We start from the raw sequence: 17,692 nt of genomic DNA, 5'->3' as shown, positions 1-17,692 counted from the left end.
TTTCTGCTTTCTGTGTGTAAAATTAAATCTCAAACCTTACATTTGCATTGTATACAGCTAAATGTATGGTACTAACAAATTTGTAAGTAATGGGAAAGTTAAAAGAAAATTCGACGAATAATATCAACAGACAGTATATACAAGGATGTGACCTGAGCTATGCTGTATGTAAAATCGGAGGCCGGTGGAAATTGATTATTTTAAATAAACTAAAAGACGGAAAATTACGTTTCAGCGAACTTAGGAACTCTATTTCAGGAATCACGGAAAGAATGCTTACCCTGCAGCTGAGAGAGTTGGAAAAAGAAAACCTTGTAAAAAGAACTGTTCATGCAGAAGTTCCCCCAAGAGTAGATTATGAACTTACAGATATTGCCCGGGAGCTGATCCCTATATGGAAACAGCTTGATAAATGGGGAGGAAAACATAGGGAAATGATGCTGACACTGGAAACAATTGAAGAATAAGAGATTTTAAAGATTTCGAAATTAAAATAAGTTGAAAATAAAAGGAGCGGGATTTTATCTTTGATAAAATCCCGCTCCTTAAACAAATCCGAAATATAAAAATTTACATCTCTGCATTTGCTCCATTTACCCTTTTTGAAAACAAAATGTGAGCGATCAAAGCCAATACCCCAAATACCGTTCCTACAAAGCATACCCCACTCCATTGAGCCTTTTGCCATGCAACGGATGCCAGCCAGGTTCCCAGTGATCCCCCGATGAAATAAGACACCATATACACAGTATTCAGCCTGTTGACCGCATTTGATTTGATCAGGAAATAGTTGGTTTGATTCATAATATGGCTTGACTGTACACCAAGATCAACAAGAATAACACCCACAATCAATCCCCAATAAGTTTCTCCGGCAAAATAAGTAAAGCCCCAGCTTCCTATAACGATCAGTAAAGAATACAATATAATACGGTTAATATCCAGATACTTTTGAAGCTTTCCCACTTTTGCAGCGGCTAAAGCTCCTACAGCTCCTGCCAATCCAAAACTTCCTACAACAGATGATCCGGCATTAAAAGGTGGTTTCTCCATATGAAAAACCAAAGTTGTAAACAATGCACACATAGACCCAAATGCCATTGCCCCGCGGAAAGATGCCAGCTGAAGAACAGGTTGTGTTCTGGCAAGCTGAGCAACAGAACGCATAAGCTCTTTATAAGTTCCTTTGAAATTAGGAGAAAGCTCGGGAAGCATTTTATATACTGCCAGCCATACCAGGACCATGAGTCCTGCCGCAATACCAAACATCGCTCTCCAGCCCCAGACTTCACCCACTATTCCACCTACAAAACGGGAAAGAAGAATTCCCAGTAATAATCCGGACATTACCAATCCGATATTGGAAGATTTTTCTTTATCTGATGAAAGTTCTGCTGCAATAGGCACAAACAATTGCGGAATAACCGATGTGGCTCCAATCAGTAAACTGGCCGCATACAGCATCCACAGCTGAGTGGCAAAAGTCATCCATAAAAGAGATCCAAAAACGAGAAACAGATCTAATAAAATCAGTTTCTTGCGGAAAAACTTATCTCCCAACGGGACAATCAGCAACAGTCCTAATGCATACCCGATCTGAGTAAGTACAGAAATTTTACTTGCTGCGCTCTCAGAAACCTGTAGCTCTTCTGAAATAAGTGCCAGTAAAGGCTGATTATAATAATTGTTGGCGACTACCAGTCCGGAAATAACGGCCATAAGCCAGATAACAGTCCGGGAAATACCGTGGGAAGAACTCTCCTGCATTACGTATAAGTTTTTATTTGAATTGAAAGGCGTCTGACAGCGGATGATAATGTATCCGTCAGATTTTTAAGAGATCAAAGATAATCATTAAAAAAAGAAATTATTCGTCTAATGGCTTTACATTTCTATGAATACGATAAGATTCTGCGGTAAGTAGAATGATTTCAACACTCTGCTTGTATCATTGTTTTTATTGATGATATATATCGATGGAAAACCTTTTGAGTGTTAGAAATATTAAGGAAATTTGCAGCATGAAAATCATTCCGCTCAAAGAAGGCAATTTCTCGGCAAGTAAAACCAAAGACTTCACTCTTTTAACAGAAGAAAATTTTGATAAAGTTGGTGGAATCAAAATGTCTGTACAGCCTTTTCTTATCATCACTGAAAATGATCATATCCTTTTGGATGCAGGAATTGGCTGGAAAAATGAATCAGGAACAACTGTTATTTCAGAAATTCTGAAAAGAGAAAATATCCATCCTGATCAAATTACGAAGCTATTACTCTCCCATCTCCACAAAGATCATATTGAAGGTGCAGTAACCGTTACAGATAATGATTTTGAAGCCACTTTTCCGAATGCTCAGATTTATATCCAGAAACGTGAGCTTGATTTTGCGATGGAAAATAAAGGCAATCCTTCTTTTGATTTTACTGCTCTGGAACAGCTGATTCAACTGCCTAATATTATATGGATGGATGAAGATCAGGGGCAGCTTACAGATGAGATTTCCTATGAAGTAGTGGGCGGACATACTCCATTTATGCAGGTTTTTTGGATCAGGGAAAATGGGGAAACGGCTTTCTATGGGGCTGATGATCTTCCACAGGCTTCTTATCTGAAATACCATGTAGCCTATAAAAGTGATTTCGATGGTAGAAAAGCAATGGAACTACGCCTTAAATGGGAAAAAGAGGCAAAGGAAAACCGCTGGAAAGTTCTTCTTTATCACGATCTGGAAAGAGCCGTAATAGAAATTTAAATAAAAAAAATGGTTTAAATTTCATTAAACCATTTATAAATATCAAATTCAGAAGGAATGTTGAGTTTTTTTCTGATCCTGTTCTTTCTGTTTTGTATCGCCTTAGGTGTCACAAAAATACAGGTTGCAATTTCCTTCGTCGTCATATTGAGCTTTAGGTAAATACAAAAGATCAATTCAGAATTTTTAAGGGCTGGCTGTATAGCAGATAACTTTTTAAAAAAATCAGGATGAACCAGTCTGAATTTATTCAGCAGACGAGGGGAATTTGCCTTGGCTAAGGCCATAATTTCGTCTTGTACAAGAATTTTCTGGTTCAAATCCTCTAAGTTGGGTTCAGTTTTTCTATTTTTCATAATACTTTCTCATCTCTACTCATTTCAGATACCACATCTTTTGTGAATCTGTACAAAGTCTTTTTTCTCTGCTCAATCTGTGTTTTTGTTGATTTGATATCGGGAACAAAATAATTTTTATGTATTCAAAATTTTATTAGTTTTCATTAATATAATGCAATGATTCATAGCGTATGATTGTATTTATTGAATGATTATGTTAAAAAAATCACACCTATGAATTTTATTTCATTTTTATATTGGCAAAGAAAGAAAAAATGATTAAAATTTTATAAAAACCGTGTACCACATAGATACCACGTTATATTTTAAGCAAAAATATCTTAACTGCTTTTATCAGCCAGTTTCCTTTTATTTATACCTTGTTTTTTAGTGGGATGTAAATGTAACGGGTTATTGGCTTTACTTTTTATGATCTCAGTCAATGTTTTTCAGGATAACCGCGTATAAAAAATGAATATATGTGGTATGTAAATGGTACCACATGATAAGAGAAATCAATAAAATCGGTGTTCCTTTATTTTATAAATAAATCATAACTATGATCACTGAAAGTTTATTAATTTCTTTTGGGGCGGAAACAAGAACTTATCAGGCAGGCGAGACCATCTTCCATGAAAAAGATTTTCCAACTCATTATTACCAGATTGAAAAAGGGAAAATTAAACTCAATAATTATACGGAAGACGGGAAAGAATTTATTCAGAATATATTCTCGGATGGTCACAGCTTTGGTGAATCTCTGTTGTTTGTTGACCGGCCTTATCCCATGAATGCTGTAGCAATAGAAGATTCCGTCATTTACAAAATGACAAAGCAGAATTTTTTGGACCTGATCAAAACTAATCCTGAAATTTCACTCAACATTTACGAATGTCTTGCTGAAAGAATGTACTATAAATACATCATGCTTTATAATCTTTCTTTTCAAAATCCGGTTGCTAAACTAAAACTGCTGATGGATTACCTGAAAAGTTATCATGAGGATAAAACACCTTATTCTTTTCAGATTCCTCTTACCCGGCAGCAGCTGGCTTCACTCACCGGATTATGTGTAGAAACGGTTATACGTACCATAAAGCAGATGGAAAAAGACCAGATTGTGAAAATAGAAAAGCGGAAGATTCATTATTAAAAAGCAAAAGCCGGATATGTCCGGCTTTAATTATTGTTAAAAAATATATTAACTATTTTCTTTAAACGCTACAATGCTCTACCGATCAAGCTGTCTCTGAAATTCTTCCATATATCTGGCAAGGTGAATACCATCAGCCAGTCCGTGATGCGCTTCAATAGAAACCGGAAGATATTTTCTGCCGTCGCGGATATTGAATTTTCCAAAAGCAATTTTAGGAACCGATTCTGTAGTATTAAAATCTGTAGGATGCAATATAGCACTGAAGGAATTCCATGGAATGGTCGTATGTCTTACGTGGTCCTTCCCTAACCTTTCATTGCTTAATCTTAATCCTGAAGTCTGATGTACTCCTTTTATTTCCTCCTGAAGCGCTGCATTGAAGATCTCAAAATCTTCTGAGAAAGGCGTAAATGAAAATCCGAAAGTACCATCCGGTCTTCCGATTGTACTGCCGGCATGTACGGTATCAAACTGTATTACCTGGCTCTCAATGATTCTTAGTTTTAATTCATCAATGGTATTGATTGCGACCATGGACTTGTGAAAATAATAAGCAAAAAAAGAATAGCCTTTTTCTTTAGCGGTATTATACGCTTTCGTACAGTCTACCTCCGTTGTAAATCCAAAATAAGGGCTTGCCATTTTAGAAAAAAATTCAAAATGTTCTTTCCTGTTCCAGTTCTCTATATCTACGATATTCATTACTTCTTATTTGCTGCAAATTTCGGCATTTTTTGCCGGTTTCAGGGATTTACTATTCAGAGTTTTCATGACAAATAATAGATTTTTAAACTTAAGTTTGAGCAGAGCATAGTTATTGCATGTATTATTCTTAAATCTTAGTATTATGGAGGTTCAAAATCATAAAGGAAATAATTGGTCCGCAAGAAAAGCAGGTTCAATATATGTGGTTAGTCTTGATAATCATTCCAATATTGTAGAGACATTAACGGATTTTGTACGGAATCAGAATATCCGGGCAGGAGAAGTCACAGGAATAGGTGCTGTAAGTGAAGCTACACTCCGCTTTTTTAATCCTGCAACCAAAAAGTATGTTGACAAAACCTTTACAGAGCAGATGGAAGTCACCAATATCTCAGGAAATATATCTGAAATAGAAGAAAACCCAACCCTTCATCTTCATATTAAATTGGGAAGAGAAGATTATACCGCTTTGGCCGGACATCTTTTAGAAGCCAAAATCCAGGGAGCCGCAGAATTTATTATATATCCGCTGGATACCAGAGTCGTAAAAATTAAAAATGAAGAGATAGGAATCAATCTTTATGATTTTGAAAAATAAGACATTGAAGGTCGATACCATCAGTGCGCATCTGAATAAGGCTGAAAATATAATTCCTTAACAGAAAAAGGAAAATACAAAGACACAAGATTTATTTCCTGTGTCTTTGTACTTCCAGTCCTTATCATATAAATGTGTTTTTATTAATTTACATTAAACTTCCGTAGTCGTTACACCAAATTTCTTTTTAAAAGAAGAATAAAAATGGGATAAATTCTCAAACCCCAGATCAAGATAAATCTCTGAAGGCTTTTTATCCCTGTTTTTAATTAAATAATAGGCTTCCTTTAACCTTTTTTCTTTCAGCCATTGTTTCGGAGTCATCTGAAATATTTTATTGAAATCCCTTTTAAAACCAGATAGACTACGGCCTGTAAGTCTTGCAAAAGCATCTACTGATACATTGAACATAAAATTTTTGTTCATAAATTCTGCAAGGTCAATTTTATAAGGTTCAGAAAAATCGAAAAGAAGGTTTTTAAGATCAGGATTACTAAGCAAAACCAGCTCTATGGCCTCTTTGACCTTTAATGCAGCTAATTTTGGCGGGATCTCCTGTGTTTTATTAATGTAAGGAATAAGAGATGCAAAATAGCTCTTAAAAAAATCATTGGGCTCAAAAAATAACCGCTGATTCCCTGGAAAATTATTATTTACAGTGATTTTGTTTTCATTGGCATATTGTCTCAGCGTTTCATCATCAAGCGTAATTGAGATGAACTGATATTTTTCATGTGCTGAAGGATATTTAATAGTTCTGATCAGTTGATTTTTCCTGACCAGAACTACTGTATTTTCTTTGATCACAGTCTTGCCCTGCTCATGAAAAGCATGGGTTTCTCCGGAGATCTGAAATCCCAGAAAATGGTCGGGAATAAACTCTTCATGACCTCTGTAAGACTCAAAGGCACATGAGTAAACCAGTTTATCGAATATGATCTCAGAAGTGTTTTCCATCATACAAATATCTGAAATTAACCAATAGCCTGAGCGCCTGCTTCTGCAATTTGTTTATCCTGCTCGGGAGTTCCGCCGGAAGAGCCTATCGCTCCAATGACATCTCCATCCACATTCTTAAGGATAACTCCGCCTGCAATAGTCAGAAGCCCCTCATTTGAATTCAGCATTCCGTAACCGTGAATACCGGTTCCTGAGATAATTTCACCCATCAGATCACTGTTTACCCCAAACATAACTGCTGTTTTTGCTTTTTTAATGGCAAAATCAATCACTCCGTAGACGCTGTCCAATCTTGCTAATGCGACAAGATGTCCTCCGGTATCTACCACAGCAATGCTTACAGGAATATTCATAGATAATGCTTTTTCCTTTGCTGCATGCAGTGCTTTTTCTGCGGTTTTATAATTCAGTTTCATGATACTAACTTTTTGCAGTCCACGCATCTGCCTGAAGCTGTTTTACAAAATTCTCAGTCTCTTTTGGATGTACGTTTCTAAAATGACTCTCATCATCTAATGCTACATTCACAATCACCTCTGCCATAGACTGCGGATCCAGCTGATGAGCTAAAGATTCTGCCGCTCCGTCAAAAGCGGATTCCGGTGTGAAATTCACTTTCGGATCATACCAATGGAAAATAGAATCTACCCCTCTGTCATTAAATCCTGTTCCAAATACACCTGGATTACAAGTCGCAATTTTGATGTTAAACGGAGCGAGTTCAGTTCTCAAACCTTCAGCGATAGATTCCAAAGCATGTTTTGAAGCACAATAAGCAGCTACATACGGAACCGTCCATAAACCTCCCATTGAAGAGGTGAAAACAATTTTACCGCTTTTCTTTTCAACAAACTTTTTGATAAATCCCTGTGCAAGAATCAACGCACCAAACACATTCACATCAAACATTGAACGGATAATATCTACCGGTTGTTCAGCAATCGGGCCACCTTCCATGATTCCGGCGTTGCTGATTAAAACATCTATTTCATACTTTTTTAAGATATAATCAATATCTCTTTGGCTGGTTACATCCAGTTTATCCACTGTAAGGTCAATTCCCTGTTCATTAGCTTCGCGGATTAAATCACTCATCTGAGGATAGACCTGTGTAGTCGCAATTACTTTATGTCCTTTTTTTGCAAGATCAAAAGCAGCAATCTTTCCGAATCCACTTGCTGCACCTGTAATTAAAATTGTTTTACTCATTGTATTCTTTTTTTAATGATGATACAAATTTCTAAGATTTCGGGAAGCTCAATATTGCTACAGCGTTCAATTTTATATTGCTGAAAAGTTCAGATAATATATTGAGAAGGAAGTCTTTCAGATATTAATCCTTAAAAAATAAACTGTTTATTGTAAATTGGTTAAGTTTTTGAAGCTTATTCTGTAAAACCAGTCACACCGTTGAAATTAATCACATTTACAAAAAAAGGAATTTACTGTCCACAGGGTAAATTTTATATAGATCCATGGAGACCTGTAGATATGGCGGTTATTACCCATGGCCACGCTGATCATGCCCGTTGGGGAATGAAAAAATATCTTTGCCATCATTTCACAAAACCAATTCTGTATCAAAGAATCGGAATGGATATCGAATGCCAGAGTGTAGAATATGGAGAAGTTATCACGATCAATGGGGTAAAACTCTCTCTACATCCTGCCGGACATATTATTGGTTCTGCACAGATCAGACTTGAATACAAAGGATATGTGGCTGTCATTTCAGGGGATTACAAAGTTCAGGATGATGGATTGAGCACTCCTTTCGAGTTGGTAAAATGCAATGAATTTGTTACAGAAAGTACTTTCGGCCTGCCTATTTACAATTGGCTTGAAGTTCCGGATTTAAATAAAAAATTACAAAGCTGGGTCCTGAAGAATAAAGAAAATAATAAAACATCCGTGTTTATCGGGTATTCTTTAGGGAAAGCGCAGCGTATTATGAAGGCGGTAGAAGATCTGGGAAAAATATATGTCCACTATTCCATCGGAAAACTGAATGAAGCCTTTGAAACAGTAGGCATCGACCTGCCGGACTATACCATTGCAGATTTCAGGGAACGTCCGAAAGAAATGGAACATGAGATTGTAATTGTTCCTCCCGCTTTACTCGACAGTAATATCATTAAAAAAATTCCTGATCCGGCTACTGCAATATGCTCCGGCTGGATGCAGGTTCGCGGTGCCAGAAGATGGCGGAGTGCAGATGCAGGCTTTGCCATGAGTGACCATGCAGACTGGAAAGGTTTATTACAGACTGTAAAAGCCACAGAAGCTGAACTTGTACACGTTACACACGGACAAACTGAAGTTTTTTCAAAATATTTGAATGAAATCGGAGTCAAAGCAGATGTTGTGGAAACCTTATTTGGAGAAGACGAAGAAGAATCTGAAAAAGAAACCCTTGAAACCCCGGAATCATGAGACATTTTGCAGACCTTATCAACGCTTTGGAAACCACCAATAAGACCAATGCTAAAATTGATGCCATCATCGATTATCTGGAACGTGCCCCTGATGAAGATAAAGTATGGTTTATTGCCTTGTTTACAGGAAAACGACCCAAGAGAAATGTAAATACCAATTACATGAAAGAATGGGCTCTGGAAATCACAAAACTTCCTTATTGGCTGTTTCAGGAATCTTATTCTTCTGTAGGAGATCTTGGGGAAACATTATCATTGATTCTTCCACCTCCTAGGGAAAATATAGAGCGTACCTTATCAGAATGGATGAATGATATTGTCGGTTTAAAAGGAAAGACAGATACAGAAAAAAAAGAATTTGTACTGCATTCATGGAACGGTCTGGATTATACTGAACGATTGATTTTCAATAAATTAATTGGCGGAAGTTTCAGAATCGGGGTATCAGATAAAACCCTGATCAATGCTCTGACAAAGTTTTCCGGCCAGGAATCAAGTGCTCTGATGCATAGCTTAATGGGAAAATGGCTGCCCGATGAAGTCTCTTTTAAAGAACTTGTTGATGCCGAAAATGTGAACCCTGATAATTCAAAACCTTATCCTTTCTGTCTTGCCTATCCTTTGGAAAAAAAGCCTGACGAACTGGGAAATTCTGATGAATGGCTGGTAGAATACAAATGGGATGGAATACGCGGACAGATCATCCGGAGAAATGATGAAGTCTTCATATGGTCAAGAGGTGAAGAGCTTGTTACGGAACAGTTTCCTGAAATCACAGAAGTTGTAAAAGCCATGAAAGGCAACTTTGTGATAGATGGAGAAATACTTGCAGTAAAAGACGGTAAGGTTTTAAATTTCAATGAATTACAAAAAAGATTAAACAGAAAGACTTTAACTAAAAAAATGCTGTCGGAAATTCCGATAGAAGTTTTTGCTTATGATCTATTAGAGCTTGAAAATAACGATCTGAGGGAGAAACCCATTTCCACAAGAAGAGCTTTGCTTGAAGAATTATTATTAAATGAAAGTCCTCAGAACATCAAAATTTCCAAAAGCCTTGACTTTGAAAAATGGGAAGAACTGGATTTGCTTCGTGACAATTCAAGAGAAGTAAACAGTGAAGGATTGATGTTAAAACAAAAAAATTCACCCTACCATTCGGGACGGAAAAAGGGCGACTGGTGGAAGTGGAAAATCAATCCTTTTACCATTGATGCAGTGCTTATTTATGCTCAAAAAGGAAGCGGCAGACGAAGCGCTTACTATACCGATTATACTTTTGCTGTAAAAAACGGAGATGCACTGGTTACCATAGCTAAAGCATATTCTGGGCTTACAGATAAAGAAATCATGGAAGTAAGCAGGTTTGTTACCAAAAATGCCATTGAGAAATTCGGGCCTGTGAGAACCGTAAAAGCAGAACTGGTCTTTGAAATTGCTTTTGAAGGAATAGGTTTCAGCAATCGTCATAAAAGTGGCGTTGCTCTTCGGTTTCCGAGAATTGTACGGTGGCGGAAAGATAAAAAAGTAGATGAGATTGATTCTCTTGAAGAAATTAAAAAATTAATACAATAATATTATAACGCAATGGCGCAAGGTTTTTTAACTTATTAGTAATATTTCGTTCGCAAAGGCACTTCGTTCAGCTATAGCGAAGTATTGATTTTGCTGAGTGAAACGTCATTGCGATCAAACATTTAAACAGTTTCCTATAAATCCTTGGTGCGGCTCTTTGTGTTAAAATTTAAATAAAAACAGAAGTGTAGCTTTAAAAAGATAGTAAAGCAGAAATAGCTTTTAAAACATGAATTAAAATACAGTCTCTGCTTAGTGAAACGCTCTTGCGATCGAAAAACATTAAAACAAATATAAACTCTTAGCGTCTATTGCGTTAATATTTAAAATAATAATAGAATTGGCAGCTTTTGAACATAGCGACGGATTAAAAATCATCCAACAATGGATGACTGATAAAGGTATTGCCCCTTTTAAATTCCAACTTGAAACCTGGAAGAAATTCGGAAACGGCTATAGCGGAATGGTAGTCGCTCCCACTGGTTTCGGAAAGACTTTTTCCGTTTTTTTAGCTTTGGTTTCAGACTTTCTGAATTATCCTGAGCAATACAAGAAGGGCTTGAAAATGATCTGGATTACTCCATTGCGGTCTTTATCCAAAGACATTGCAAAAGCGATGCAGGAAGCGATTGATGAAATAGGACTTGATTGGGCTGTAGGCGTAAGAAACGGAGATACTGATCCGAAAGTAAGACAGCAACAGGCCAAGAAAATGCCTGAAATTCTTGTTGTAACTCCCGAAAGCCTTCATTTGCTTCTCGCCCAGAAAAATAATGACCGTTTTTTCACAGAGATGAAATGTGTGGCTGTGGATGAATGGCATGAATTATTAGGTTCAAAACGCGGTGTTATGGTGGAACTCGCCATTTCCCAGCTTAGAAAATATGTTCCGAAGATAAAAATCTGGGGAATTACAGCAACCATCGGAAATCTGGATGAAGCCATGGAAGTTCTTATTCCTTATGATGGTAAAAAGACAAAAATTACTGCCAAAGAGCAGAAAAAAATAGATATTCTCCCGGTTTTCCCAGATGAAATTGAAATATTACCATGGGCAGGACATCTTGGGAATAAGCTTGCTGATAAAGTTGTTCCGATTATTCTGGAATCAAAATCTACCATTGTTTTTACAAATACCAGAAGCCAGAGTGAAATGTGGTATCAGCTTTTATTGGATGCCTACCCTGACTTTGCGGGACAGATTGCTATTCATCACAGTTCCATTGATGCGCATTTGAGAATCTGGATTGAAGAAAATCTAAGTTCCGGCAAATTAAAAGCGGTTGTATCCACATCATCACTGGATCTTGGGATTGATTTTAAACCTGTAGATACGGTCATTCAGGTAGGATCTGCCAAAGGCGTTGCACGTTTTTTACAACGGGCCGGACGCAGCGGACACTCCCCTTTTGAAACTTCCAGAATCTATTGTGTTCCTACCCATTCTTTGGAACTCATTGAAGTTTCTGCTTTAAAAGAAGCTGTAAAGCAGAAAGTCGTTGAGCCCAGAGAACCACAGGTCTTATGCTTTGATGTTCTGGTTCAGTTTCTGATGACACTGGCTGTTGGAGACGGTTTTTATCCTGATGAACTCTACGAAAGAATCAAAAAAGTATATGCCTTTCAGGAAATACTTGATGAAGAATGGAAAAGTATTCTAGAATTTCTTACGATTGGCGGCAGTGTTTTAAAGAACTATGAAGAGTTTCATAAAGTTGTCATTATGGAAGATGGTCTTTACAAAGTGACTTCAAGAAAGATTGCCATGCTCCACAGAATGAATATGGGGGTGATTGTAAGTGATGCCATGCTGAAGGTGAAATTTATTTCCGGAGGGTATATCGGAATGATTGAGGAATATTTCATTTCAAAACTGAAAAAAGAAGAAAAATTTATTCTGGCTGGGCGCACGCTGGAGGTTGCAATGATCAAAGATATGACCGTTTATGTACGAGCAGCCAAAGGAAGAGCGTTGGTTCCGAGTTATCTTGGCGGAAGACTTCCATTAAGTACCAATCTGGGACATTTTTTAAGAGAAAAGCTTTCTCATGCTTTAAATCCGAAGGCTTCAGAAAAAGAACTGAAATTTTTACATCCATTGCTCGTCAATCAGGAGAAGAATTCTCATATTCCCAAAGAAGGGGAATTTCTGGTGGAAATGATTAAGAACCGTGAAGGGTATCATTTGTTTATGTATCCTTTTGAAGGCCGCCTGGTGCATGAAGTAATGGCTGCACTGATCGCTTATCGGATCTCAAAACTGGCGCCTATTTCATTTTCGATGGCAATGAATGATTACGGATTTGAACTGTTCAGCGATAAAGAAATCCCTTTGAATGAAGAGAATCTGCAGCAGATTTTAACCAGAGATAATCTGATGAATGATGTGATTGCAAGCATCAATTCTGCTGAAATGGCGAGAAGAAAATTCAGGGATATTGCCGTAATTTCAGGAATGGTAATTCAAAATTATGCCGGGCAGCAACGCTCCAATAAATCATTGCAGAGTTCAGCCGGACTTATTTTTAAAGTGCTGGAAGACCATGATTCCAATCATTTTTTAATAAAACAGGCCTATACGGAAGTTTTTAATATGCAGCTTCAGGAGCAGCGGCTTGTAGAAGCTTTTAAAAGGATTGAAAAGTCTGAAATTATTCTAAAACATTCCCGTTCCTTTACTCCGCTGAGTTTCCCGATCAAAGTAGACAGTCTGAGACAAACACTTTCCAGTGAAGGGCTTGATGCAAGAATTAAAAGAATGCTGAAACTTTCCAATATAAGTGATCTTTTATAATCAATTAATGTATTTTCTGCAGATATGCCGATGAATATTTGTTGATCGCAAAGACGCAAAAAATTGATAATAATAACGTTTAAGACGCAAAGATTTTATCTCCGATAAAATTTAGTCACGTTAATCTTGCTGAAAATCTCACATTGAGCTAAGTTGAAATGTTCTCGCGCCTTAAATAAAATAGACAATATAAAATTTGCGCATTTGCGAGATTCTAAAATTTATAAAATCAAATAAAAAACCTACCGTTTTAATCTTATTCTTAGCCTAATATTCTAAGTTAATTTTCTTGATAAGTTTAAATAATCATCGTAGCTTAGAGTATAGCTTCTTAGAAGTTTAAATAAAATTTAAAATGGAAAAATTGTTCTTAGTCCGTCACGGACAGTCACTCTGGAATCTGGAAAATAGATTTACAGGGTGGAAAGATATCGATATAACTGAAGCCGGTATTGAAGAGGCAAAAAAAGCAGGCCTTGCTTTAAAAGGAGAAAGAATAGATATTGCTTTCACTTCTGCATTGATCAGAGCACAGCATACCTTATCCATTATTCTGGATGAAATAGGAAACCCCAATATACCAATCGTTAAAGATAAAGCACTCAATGAGCGTTCTTACGGAAATCTGGAGGGATTAAACAAAGCAGAAACCGCTCTGAAATATGGTGATGAACAGGTTCATACCTGGCGCAGATCTTATGATGTGGTTCCTCCCGGAGGAGAAAGCCTTAAAGATACCTATAACAGGGTAATTCCTTATTTTGAAAGTCAGATAAGACCCTTATTAAAAAAGGGCGAAAATGTATTGATTGTCGCTCATGGAAACAGCCTTCGTGCACTGATCATGTACCTCGAACATCTGTCTCCTGAAGAAATTTTAGAAAGAGAAATTGCTACAGGATTTCCTCTGACTTATGTTTTTGATGAAAAGTTTCATGTAAGCCGAAAGGTAGGCTGATTCAATTAAATATAACGTAACTTTAAACATTCATTTTAATTATAAAACGTGTTTATAGCAACCAAAAGTATTTCTGTCCAAAATGAAACTTTCATTCTGACCAATCAGCGTGCAGCATTCCGGGAAAGGGAAAAAGCCCTTATCCTTTCTGATCTTCATATCGGAAAAACGGCTCATTTTCGAAAAAACGGTATTGCACTGGCAAACCATATTATGAAAAGCGATCTGGAAAGATTATCAGCATTGATTGAATTTTTTCAGCCTGAAAAATTTATTGTAGTTGGAGATTTACTTCATGCCGGAGACAATTCTGATGTAGATGAGTTCTGTGCATGGAAAAACCAATATCCCAATATACAGTTTTATCTTATTGAAGGAAATCATGACCGAATATCGAAGGCATTGGAGAACAAGCTATGCTTCCAACACAAATCTGAATGGCTGGAAGCAGATGGCATTACCTTTATTCACGATTTTGATACGGCCAGATCCGGATTTCAGATTACCGGACATATTCATCCCGGAATTGTTCTGAATTCTGCTGTAAAAAACATCAGGCTTCCCTGCTTTGCGCTCAGCAGTAATCAGTTATTGCTTCCGGCTTTCAGTGAATTTACAGGACTGGATACTAAAAATCTGCCTAAGAACAGTACATTTTTTGTATTTACAGATGCGGAGATTTATGAGATTTGATGGTAAGAATCTTTTCTTACTTATGAATCATTATCCTTGTCAAGGTTTAAAACCTTGACAAGGATAAAAAACGATATTAAAAAAAATAAAGGCAGATAAAAACCTGCCTTTATACACCATCCACTTCATATCATCAATCTGTTGATGACTTCTTCATTTACTTAAATCTAACATATGATGTTTACTTTTTGCGTTAAGCACATGATATGAAAATTAATATAAAAATTATTTTTTTGCGTTTATTTAGTCTTGCTTAAACGGATACTGTACAGAGTAATCAAGACCGTTACCACCAAAAATAAAGCTCCGATCCATGGTGTACTCGCCAATCCCAGAGAGGATGTCACAATCATTCCTCCTACATAAGATCCGATTGCAATCCCCATATTGAATGCTGCAATATTAATCCCTGAAGCCACATCTTCAGTCCCCGGAAGTTCTTTTTCTGCAATCTGTACCACTAATAGCTGAAGTCCGGGAACGGAAGCAAATGATAAGGCTCCTAAAAAGAAAAGTGTAATGATACTTAACACCGGGCTGCTTACAGTAAAATAAAAAGCAAGCAATACCAATCCCTGGGCAGCAAACATCCATAGAAGTGCTTTTAGAGGGTTTTTATTCGCAACTTTTCCTCCAATCAGATTTCCCAAGGCAATAGCAATTCCATAAATCAAAAGAATAAAGGTAACGGTTGACTCCTGAAACCCCGTGATTTTCTGTAAAATAGGTGACAGATAAGTAAACACTACAAATGTTCCTCCATATCCCATGGCTGTCATTAAAAAAGCAAAAATAAGACGTTTGTTTCCCAATACTTTAAACTGACTTTTTAAAGAAGCTGTTTTTCCGTTTTTCAAAGTATTAGGAACCAATAATAAACTGGCTGCCAAACCTATGATACCAAGAATTGAAACCCCGATGAAAGTCGCTCTCCATCCGAAATGCTGTCCTATGAAAGTTCCCAGTGGAACTCCTGTTACAATGGCAAGTGTAAGCCCGGCAAACATAATGGAAATAGCAGTTGCTCTTTTCTCCTCAGGAACCAATGAGGCTGCAATGGTAGAACCTATGGAAAAATAAACACCATGAGCAAATCCCGTAAGAATTCTGGCCAAAACTAAAGTGATAAAACCGGGAGCAATGGATGCCAAACCATTTCCGATAACAAACAGCAGCATGATGGAAACCAAAAGCGTTTTGCGTGGAATTTTCCCCGTTAATGCCGTTAATATCGGAGCCCCAATAGCTACTCCTATTGCATAAAGACTTACCAATAACCCTGCTGAAGGAATCGTGATCCCTAAATCAGAAGCTACTGTTGGAAGAAGACCTACAATGACGAATTCTGTAGTTCCTATTCCGAAGGCACTTATCGTTAATGCCCATAGTGCTGCAGGAAGACCTTTTTTAGCAGTCTGTGTTGCAGTATTGATCTGTATTTCTTTTTGATAATTCATTGTCTTGTATTTTGTTGATCTTGACAAGGCAAATTTCCGACGAATAATTGTATTATAAAAATTATTTAAATTGTATCAATGTATCATAATAATGATAGTTTCATTTTCAATTTAAAATTTGTTCCTTTGTACAATAATCACTTATTTTTAATGAAGAAATCAGAAGCAACCCGTCTCACTATTCTCCAGAAAGCGTTCGAACTGATCTATGTGAAAGGTTTCCAGACCACAAGCATTGATGAGATTATTGCAACGACTCAGGTGACGAAAGGGGCTTTTTTTTATCATTTTAAAACCAAAGATGAAATGGGACTGGCCATTATCAATGAACTGATGAAGCCCAATTTCAGACGCAGCTTTATTGAATCTCTTCAGAATAATAAAAATCCATTGGACAATATTTATGAGATCATCTACAACCTTCTGATGGAAACTGATTTTTTAAAAGTTGAATATGGCTGCCCTACTTCTAATTTTGTGCAGCAAATGGCACCATGGCATACTGCTTTTACCCAGGCTTTACACGAACTTTCAAAAGAATGGGAAAATGCTTTCTCAGAAAGTATTGAAAAAGGTAAGGAAGCAGGAATCATTAAGAAAGAGGTCAATGCCAGAGAAGTAAGTGTTTTTGTTATTTCAGGGTATTGGGGCGTAAGAAATCTTGGAAAAGTTGAAAATTCAAAAGAAGTGTATCTTGTTTATTTAAAAGGACTTAAATCCTATTTTAACACCCTTCAATAATTTTTTTGATTAAAAACATACTAACTAGTATGTTTTTATTATACCTTTGCTGTGTTCAAAAAAATAAACAATGTATCAAACCCTGACTTTTTTACATTCTCAGACCCGCTGGCTGGTTTTAATAAGCTTAATATACGCCATTTTCCGTTCTTATAAAGGATATTCCTCAGACAGAAAATTTACCGGAACAGATAACTCTGTAAGACATTGGACAGCTACCATAGCTCATGTACAATTAATTATTGGAATGATATTCTATTTCAAAAGTCCTGTGATTCAATATTTCTGGAAAAATTTTAATGAAGCCAAACAATCTTTTGAACACCTCTTTTTCGGGTTGATTCATATTTCATTGATGATTACAGCTGTTGTGATGATCACTATCGGTTCCGCTTTAGCAAAAAGAAAAGTTTCAGATAAAGACAAATTCAAAACCATGGGCATCTGGTATTCTATTGCACTGATTATCATTTTCATTGCTATTCCTTGGCCTTTTTCTCCTTTAGCAAACAGACCTTATTTCAGATAA

18 protein-coding genes are annotated in these 17,692 nt (G+C 36.7%); 11 read left to right on the top strand and 7 right to left on the bottom strand.

The annotated features are described in order from the left end of the window. Positions 1 to 89 precede the first annotated feature (89 nt). Positions 90 to 467 carry a winged helix-turn-helix transcriptional regulator gene (locus FN817_RS04690; RefSeq protein ID WP_142716924.1) on the top strand — a complete coding sequence of 126 codons (378 nt, stop codon included), beginning with the start codon at positions 90 to 92 and terminating at the stop codon, positions 465 to 467. Between the two features lie 103 nt (positions 468 to 570). Here FN817_RS04690 and FN817_RS04685 read toward each other — a convergent pair whose 3' ends face one another. Continuing rightward, positions 571 to 1,767 (bottom strand): MFS transporter, encoded by a 1,197-nt coding sequence (locus FN817_RS04685; RefSeq protein WP_142716923.1) that lies wholly within the window; start codon positions 1,765 to 1,767, stop codon positions 571 to 573. A 254-nt stretch (positions 1,768 to 2,021) separates the two neighbouring features. Between FN817_RS04685 and FN817_RS04680 the strand changes: the two genes are divergently transcribed. Continuing rightward, positions 2,022 to 2,753, top strand: coding sequence for an MBL fold metallo-hydrolase (locus tag FN817_RS04680; protein ID WP_142716922.1), 732 nt, complete (start codon positions 2,022 to 2,024; stop codon positions 2,751 to 2,753). Positions 2,754 to 2,767: 14 nt separating this feature from the next. On the opposite strand, the gene FN817_RS04675 is transcribed toward FN817_RS04680, so the two are convergent. Continuing rightward, on the bottom strand, positions 2,768 to 3,109 hold the full coding sequence (locus FN817_RS04675; RefSeq protein ID WP_052186412.1) for a helix-turn-helix transcriptional regulator: 342 nt from the start codon (positions 3,107 to 3,109) through the stop codon (positions 2,768 to 2,770). Positions 3,110 to 3,650: 541 nt separating this feature from the next. Between FN817_RS04675 and FN817_RS04670 the strand changes: the two genes are divergently transcribed. Continuing rightward, on the top strand, positions 3,651 to 4,244 hold the full coding sequence (locus tag FN817_RS04670) for a Crp/Fnr family transcriptional regulator (protein WP_142716921.1): 594 nt from the start codon (positions 3,651 to 3,653) through the stop codon (positions 4,242 to 4,244). A 78-nt stretch (positions 4,245 to 4,322) separates the two neighbouring features. Here FN817_RS04670 and FN817_RS04665 read toward each other — a convergent pair whose 3' ends face one another. Then, positions 4,323 to 4,949: a CatA-like O-acetyltransferase gene (locus tag FN817_RS04665; protein WP_142716920.1), complete on the bottom strand. Its 627-nt coding sequence runs from the start codon at positions 4,947 to 4,949 to the stop codon at positions 4,323 to 4,325. 145 nt (positions 4,950 to 5,094) lie between these two features. Between FN817_RS04665 and FN817_RS04660 the strand changes: the two genes are divergently transcribed. Continuing rightward, positions 5,095 to 5,550, top strand: a complete 456-nt coding sequence (locus tag FN817_RS04660; RefSeq protein ID WP_142716919.1) for a PPC domain-containing DNA-binding protein — start codon at positions 5,095 to 5,097, stop codon at positions 5,548 to 5,550. A 153-nt stretch (positions 5,551 to 5,703) separates the two neighbouring features. On the opposite strand, the gene FN817_RS04655 is transcribed toward FN817_RS04660, so the two are convergent. Genes FN817_RS04655 through FN817_RS04645 form a run of 3 tightly spaced genes read right to left on the bottom strand, consistent with a single transcriptional unit; the run spans position 5,704 to position 7,719 of the window. Further along, on the bottom strand, positions 5,704 to 6,510 hold the full coding sequence (locus FN817_RS04655) for a helix-turn-helix domain-containing protein (RefSeq protein ID WP_228451473.1): 807 nt from the start codon (positions 6,508 to 6,510) through the stop codon (positions 5,704 to 5,706). A gap of 14 nt (positions 6,511 to 6,524) precedes the next feature. Further along, the gene (locus FN817_RS04650) at positions 6,525 to 6,926 is read right to left on the bottom strand and encodes a GlcG/HbpS family heme-binding protein (RefSeq protein ID WP_142716918.1); all 402 of its coding nucleotides are present in this window, start codon (positions 6,924 to 6,926) and stop codon (positions 6,525 to 6,527) included. Positions 6,927 to 6,930: 4 nt separating this feature from the next. Beyond that, a complete protein-coding gene (locus FN817_RS04645) occupies positions 6,931 to 7,719 on the bottom strand; it encodes an SDR family oxidoreductase (protein ID WP_142716917.1) in 789 nt (262 codons plus the stop codon). A gap of 201 nt (positions 7,720 to 7,920) precedes the next feature. Here FN817_RS04645 and FN817_RS04640 point away from each other — a divergent pair, with 201 nt between their 5' ends. The 5 genes from FN817_RS04640 (at position 7,921) to pdeM (ending at position 14,965) form a co-directional block, all read left to right on the top strand. Continuing rightward, complete coding sequence (locus FN817_RS04640) at positions 7,921 to 8,943, top strand: ligase-associated DNA damage response exonuclease (RefSeq protein ID WP_142716916.1); 1,023 nt, start codon at positions 7,921 to 7,923, stop codon at positions 8,941 to 8,943. After that, positions 8,940 to 10,520 (top strand): ATP-dependent DNA ligase, encoded by a 1,581-nt coding sequence (locus FN817_RS04635; RefSeq protein WP_142716915.1) that lies wholly within the window; start codon positions 8,940 to 8,942, stop codon positions 10,518 to 10,520. Before FN817_RS04640 ends, FN817_RS04635 begins: the two co-directional genes overlap by 4 nt. A gap of 340 nt (positions 10,521 to 10,860) precedes the next feature. Next, entirely contained in the window at positions 10,861 to 13,314 is a 2,454-nt protein-coding gene (locus FN817_RS04630; RefSeq protein WP_142716914.1) for a ligase-associated DNA damage response DEXH box helicase, read from the top strand. 355 nt (positions 13,315 to 13,669) lie between these two features. Beyond that, positions 13,670 to 14,272, top strand: coding sequence for a 2,3-bisphosphoglycerate-dependent phosphoglycerate mutase (locus FN817_RS04625; RefSeq protein ID WP_047422963.1), 603 nt, complete (start codon positions 13,670 to 13,672; stop codon positions 14,270 to 14,272). A gap of 48 nt (positions 14,273 to 14,320) precedes the next feature. After that, positions 14,321 to 14,965 carry a ligase-associated DNA damage response endonuclease PdeM gene (pdeM, locus tag FN817_RS04620; RefSeq protein ID WP_142716913.1) on the top strand — a complete coding sequence of 215 codons (645 nt, stop codon included), beginning with the start codon at positions 14,321 to 14,323 and terminating at the stop codon, positions 14,963 to 14,965. Between the two features lie 239 nt (positions 14,966 to 15,204). On the opposite strand, the gene FN817_RS04615 is transcribed toward pdeM, so the two are convergent. Next, positions 15,205 to 16,422 carry an MFS transporter gene (locus FN817_RS04615; RefSeq protein ID WP_052186409.1) on the bottom strand — a complete coding sequence of 406 codons (1,218 nt, stop codon included), beginning with the start codon at positions 16,420 to 16,422 and terminating at the stop codon, positions 15,205 to 15,207. Between the two features lie 150 nt (positions 16,423 to 16,572). Between FN817_RS04615 and FN817_RS04610 the strand changes: the two genes are divergently transcribed. After that, a complete protein-coding gene (locus FN817_RS04610) occupies positions 16,573 to 17,163 on the top strand; it encodes a TetR/AcrR family transcriptional regulator (RefSeq protein ID WP_142716912.1) in 591 nt (196 codons plus the stop codon). A gap of 70 nt (positions 17,164 to 17,233) precedes the next feature. Then, a complete protein-coding gene (locus FN817_RS04605; protein WP_142716911.1) occupies positions 17,234 to 17,692 on the top strand; it encodes a hypothetical protein in 459 nt (152 codons plus the stop codon).

The organism is Chryseobacterium rhizoplanae, from assembly GCF_900182655.1.
GTDB lineage: Bacteria > Bacteroidota > Bacteroidia > Flavobacteriales > Weeksellaceae > Chryseobacterium > Chryseobacterium rhizoplanae.
This window is presented reverse-complemented; position numbering and strand designations above follow the sequence as displayed.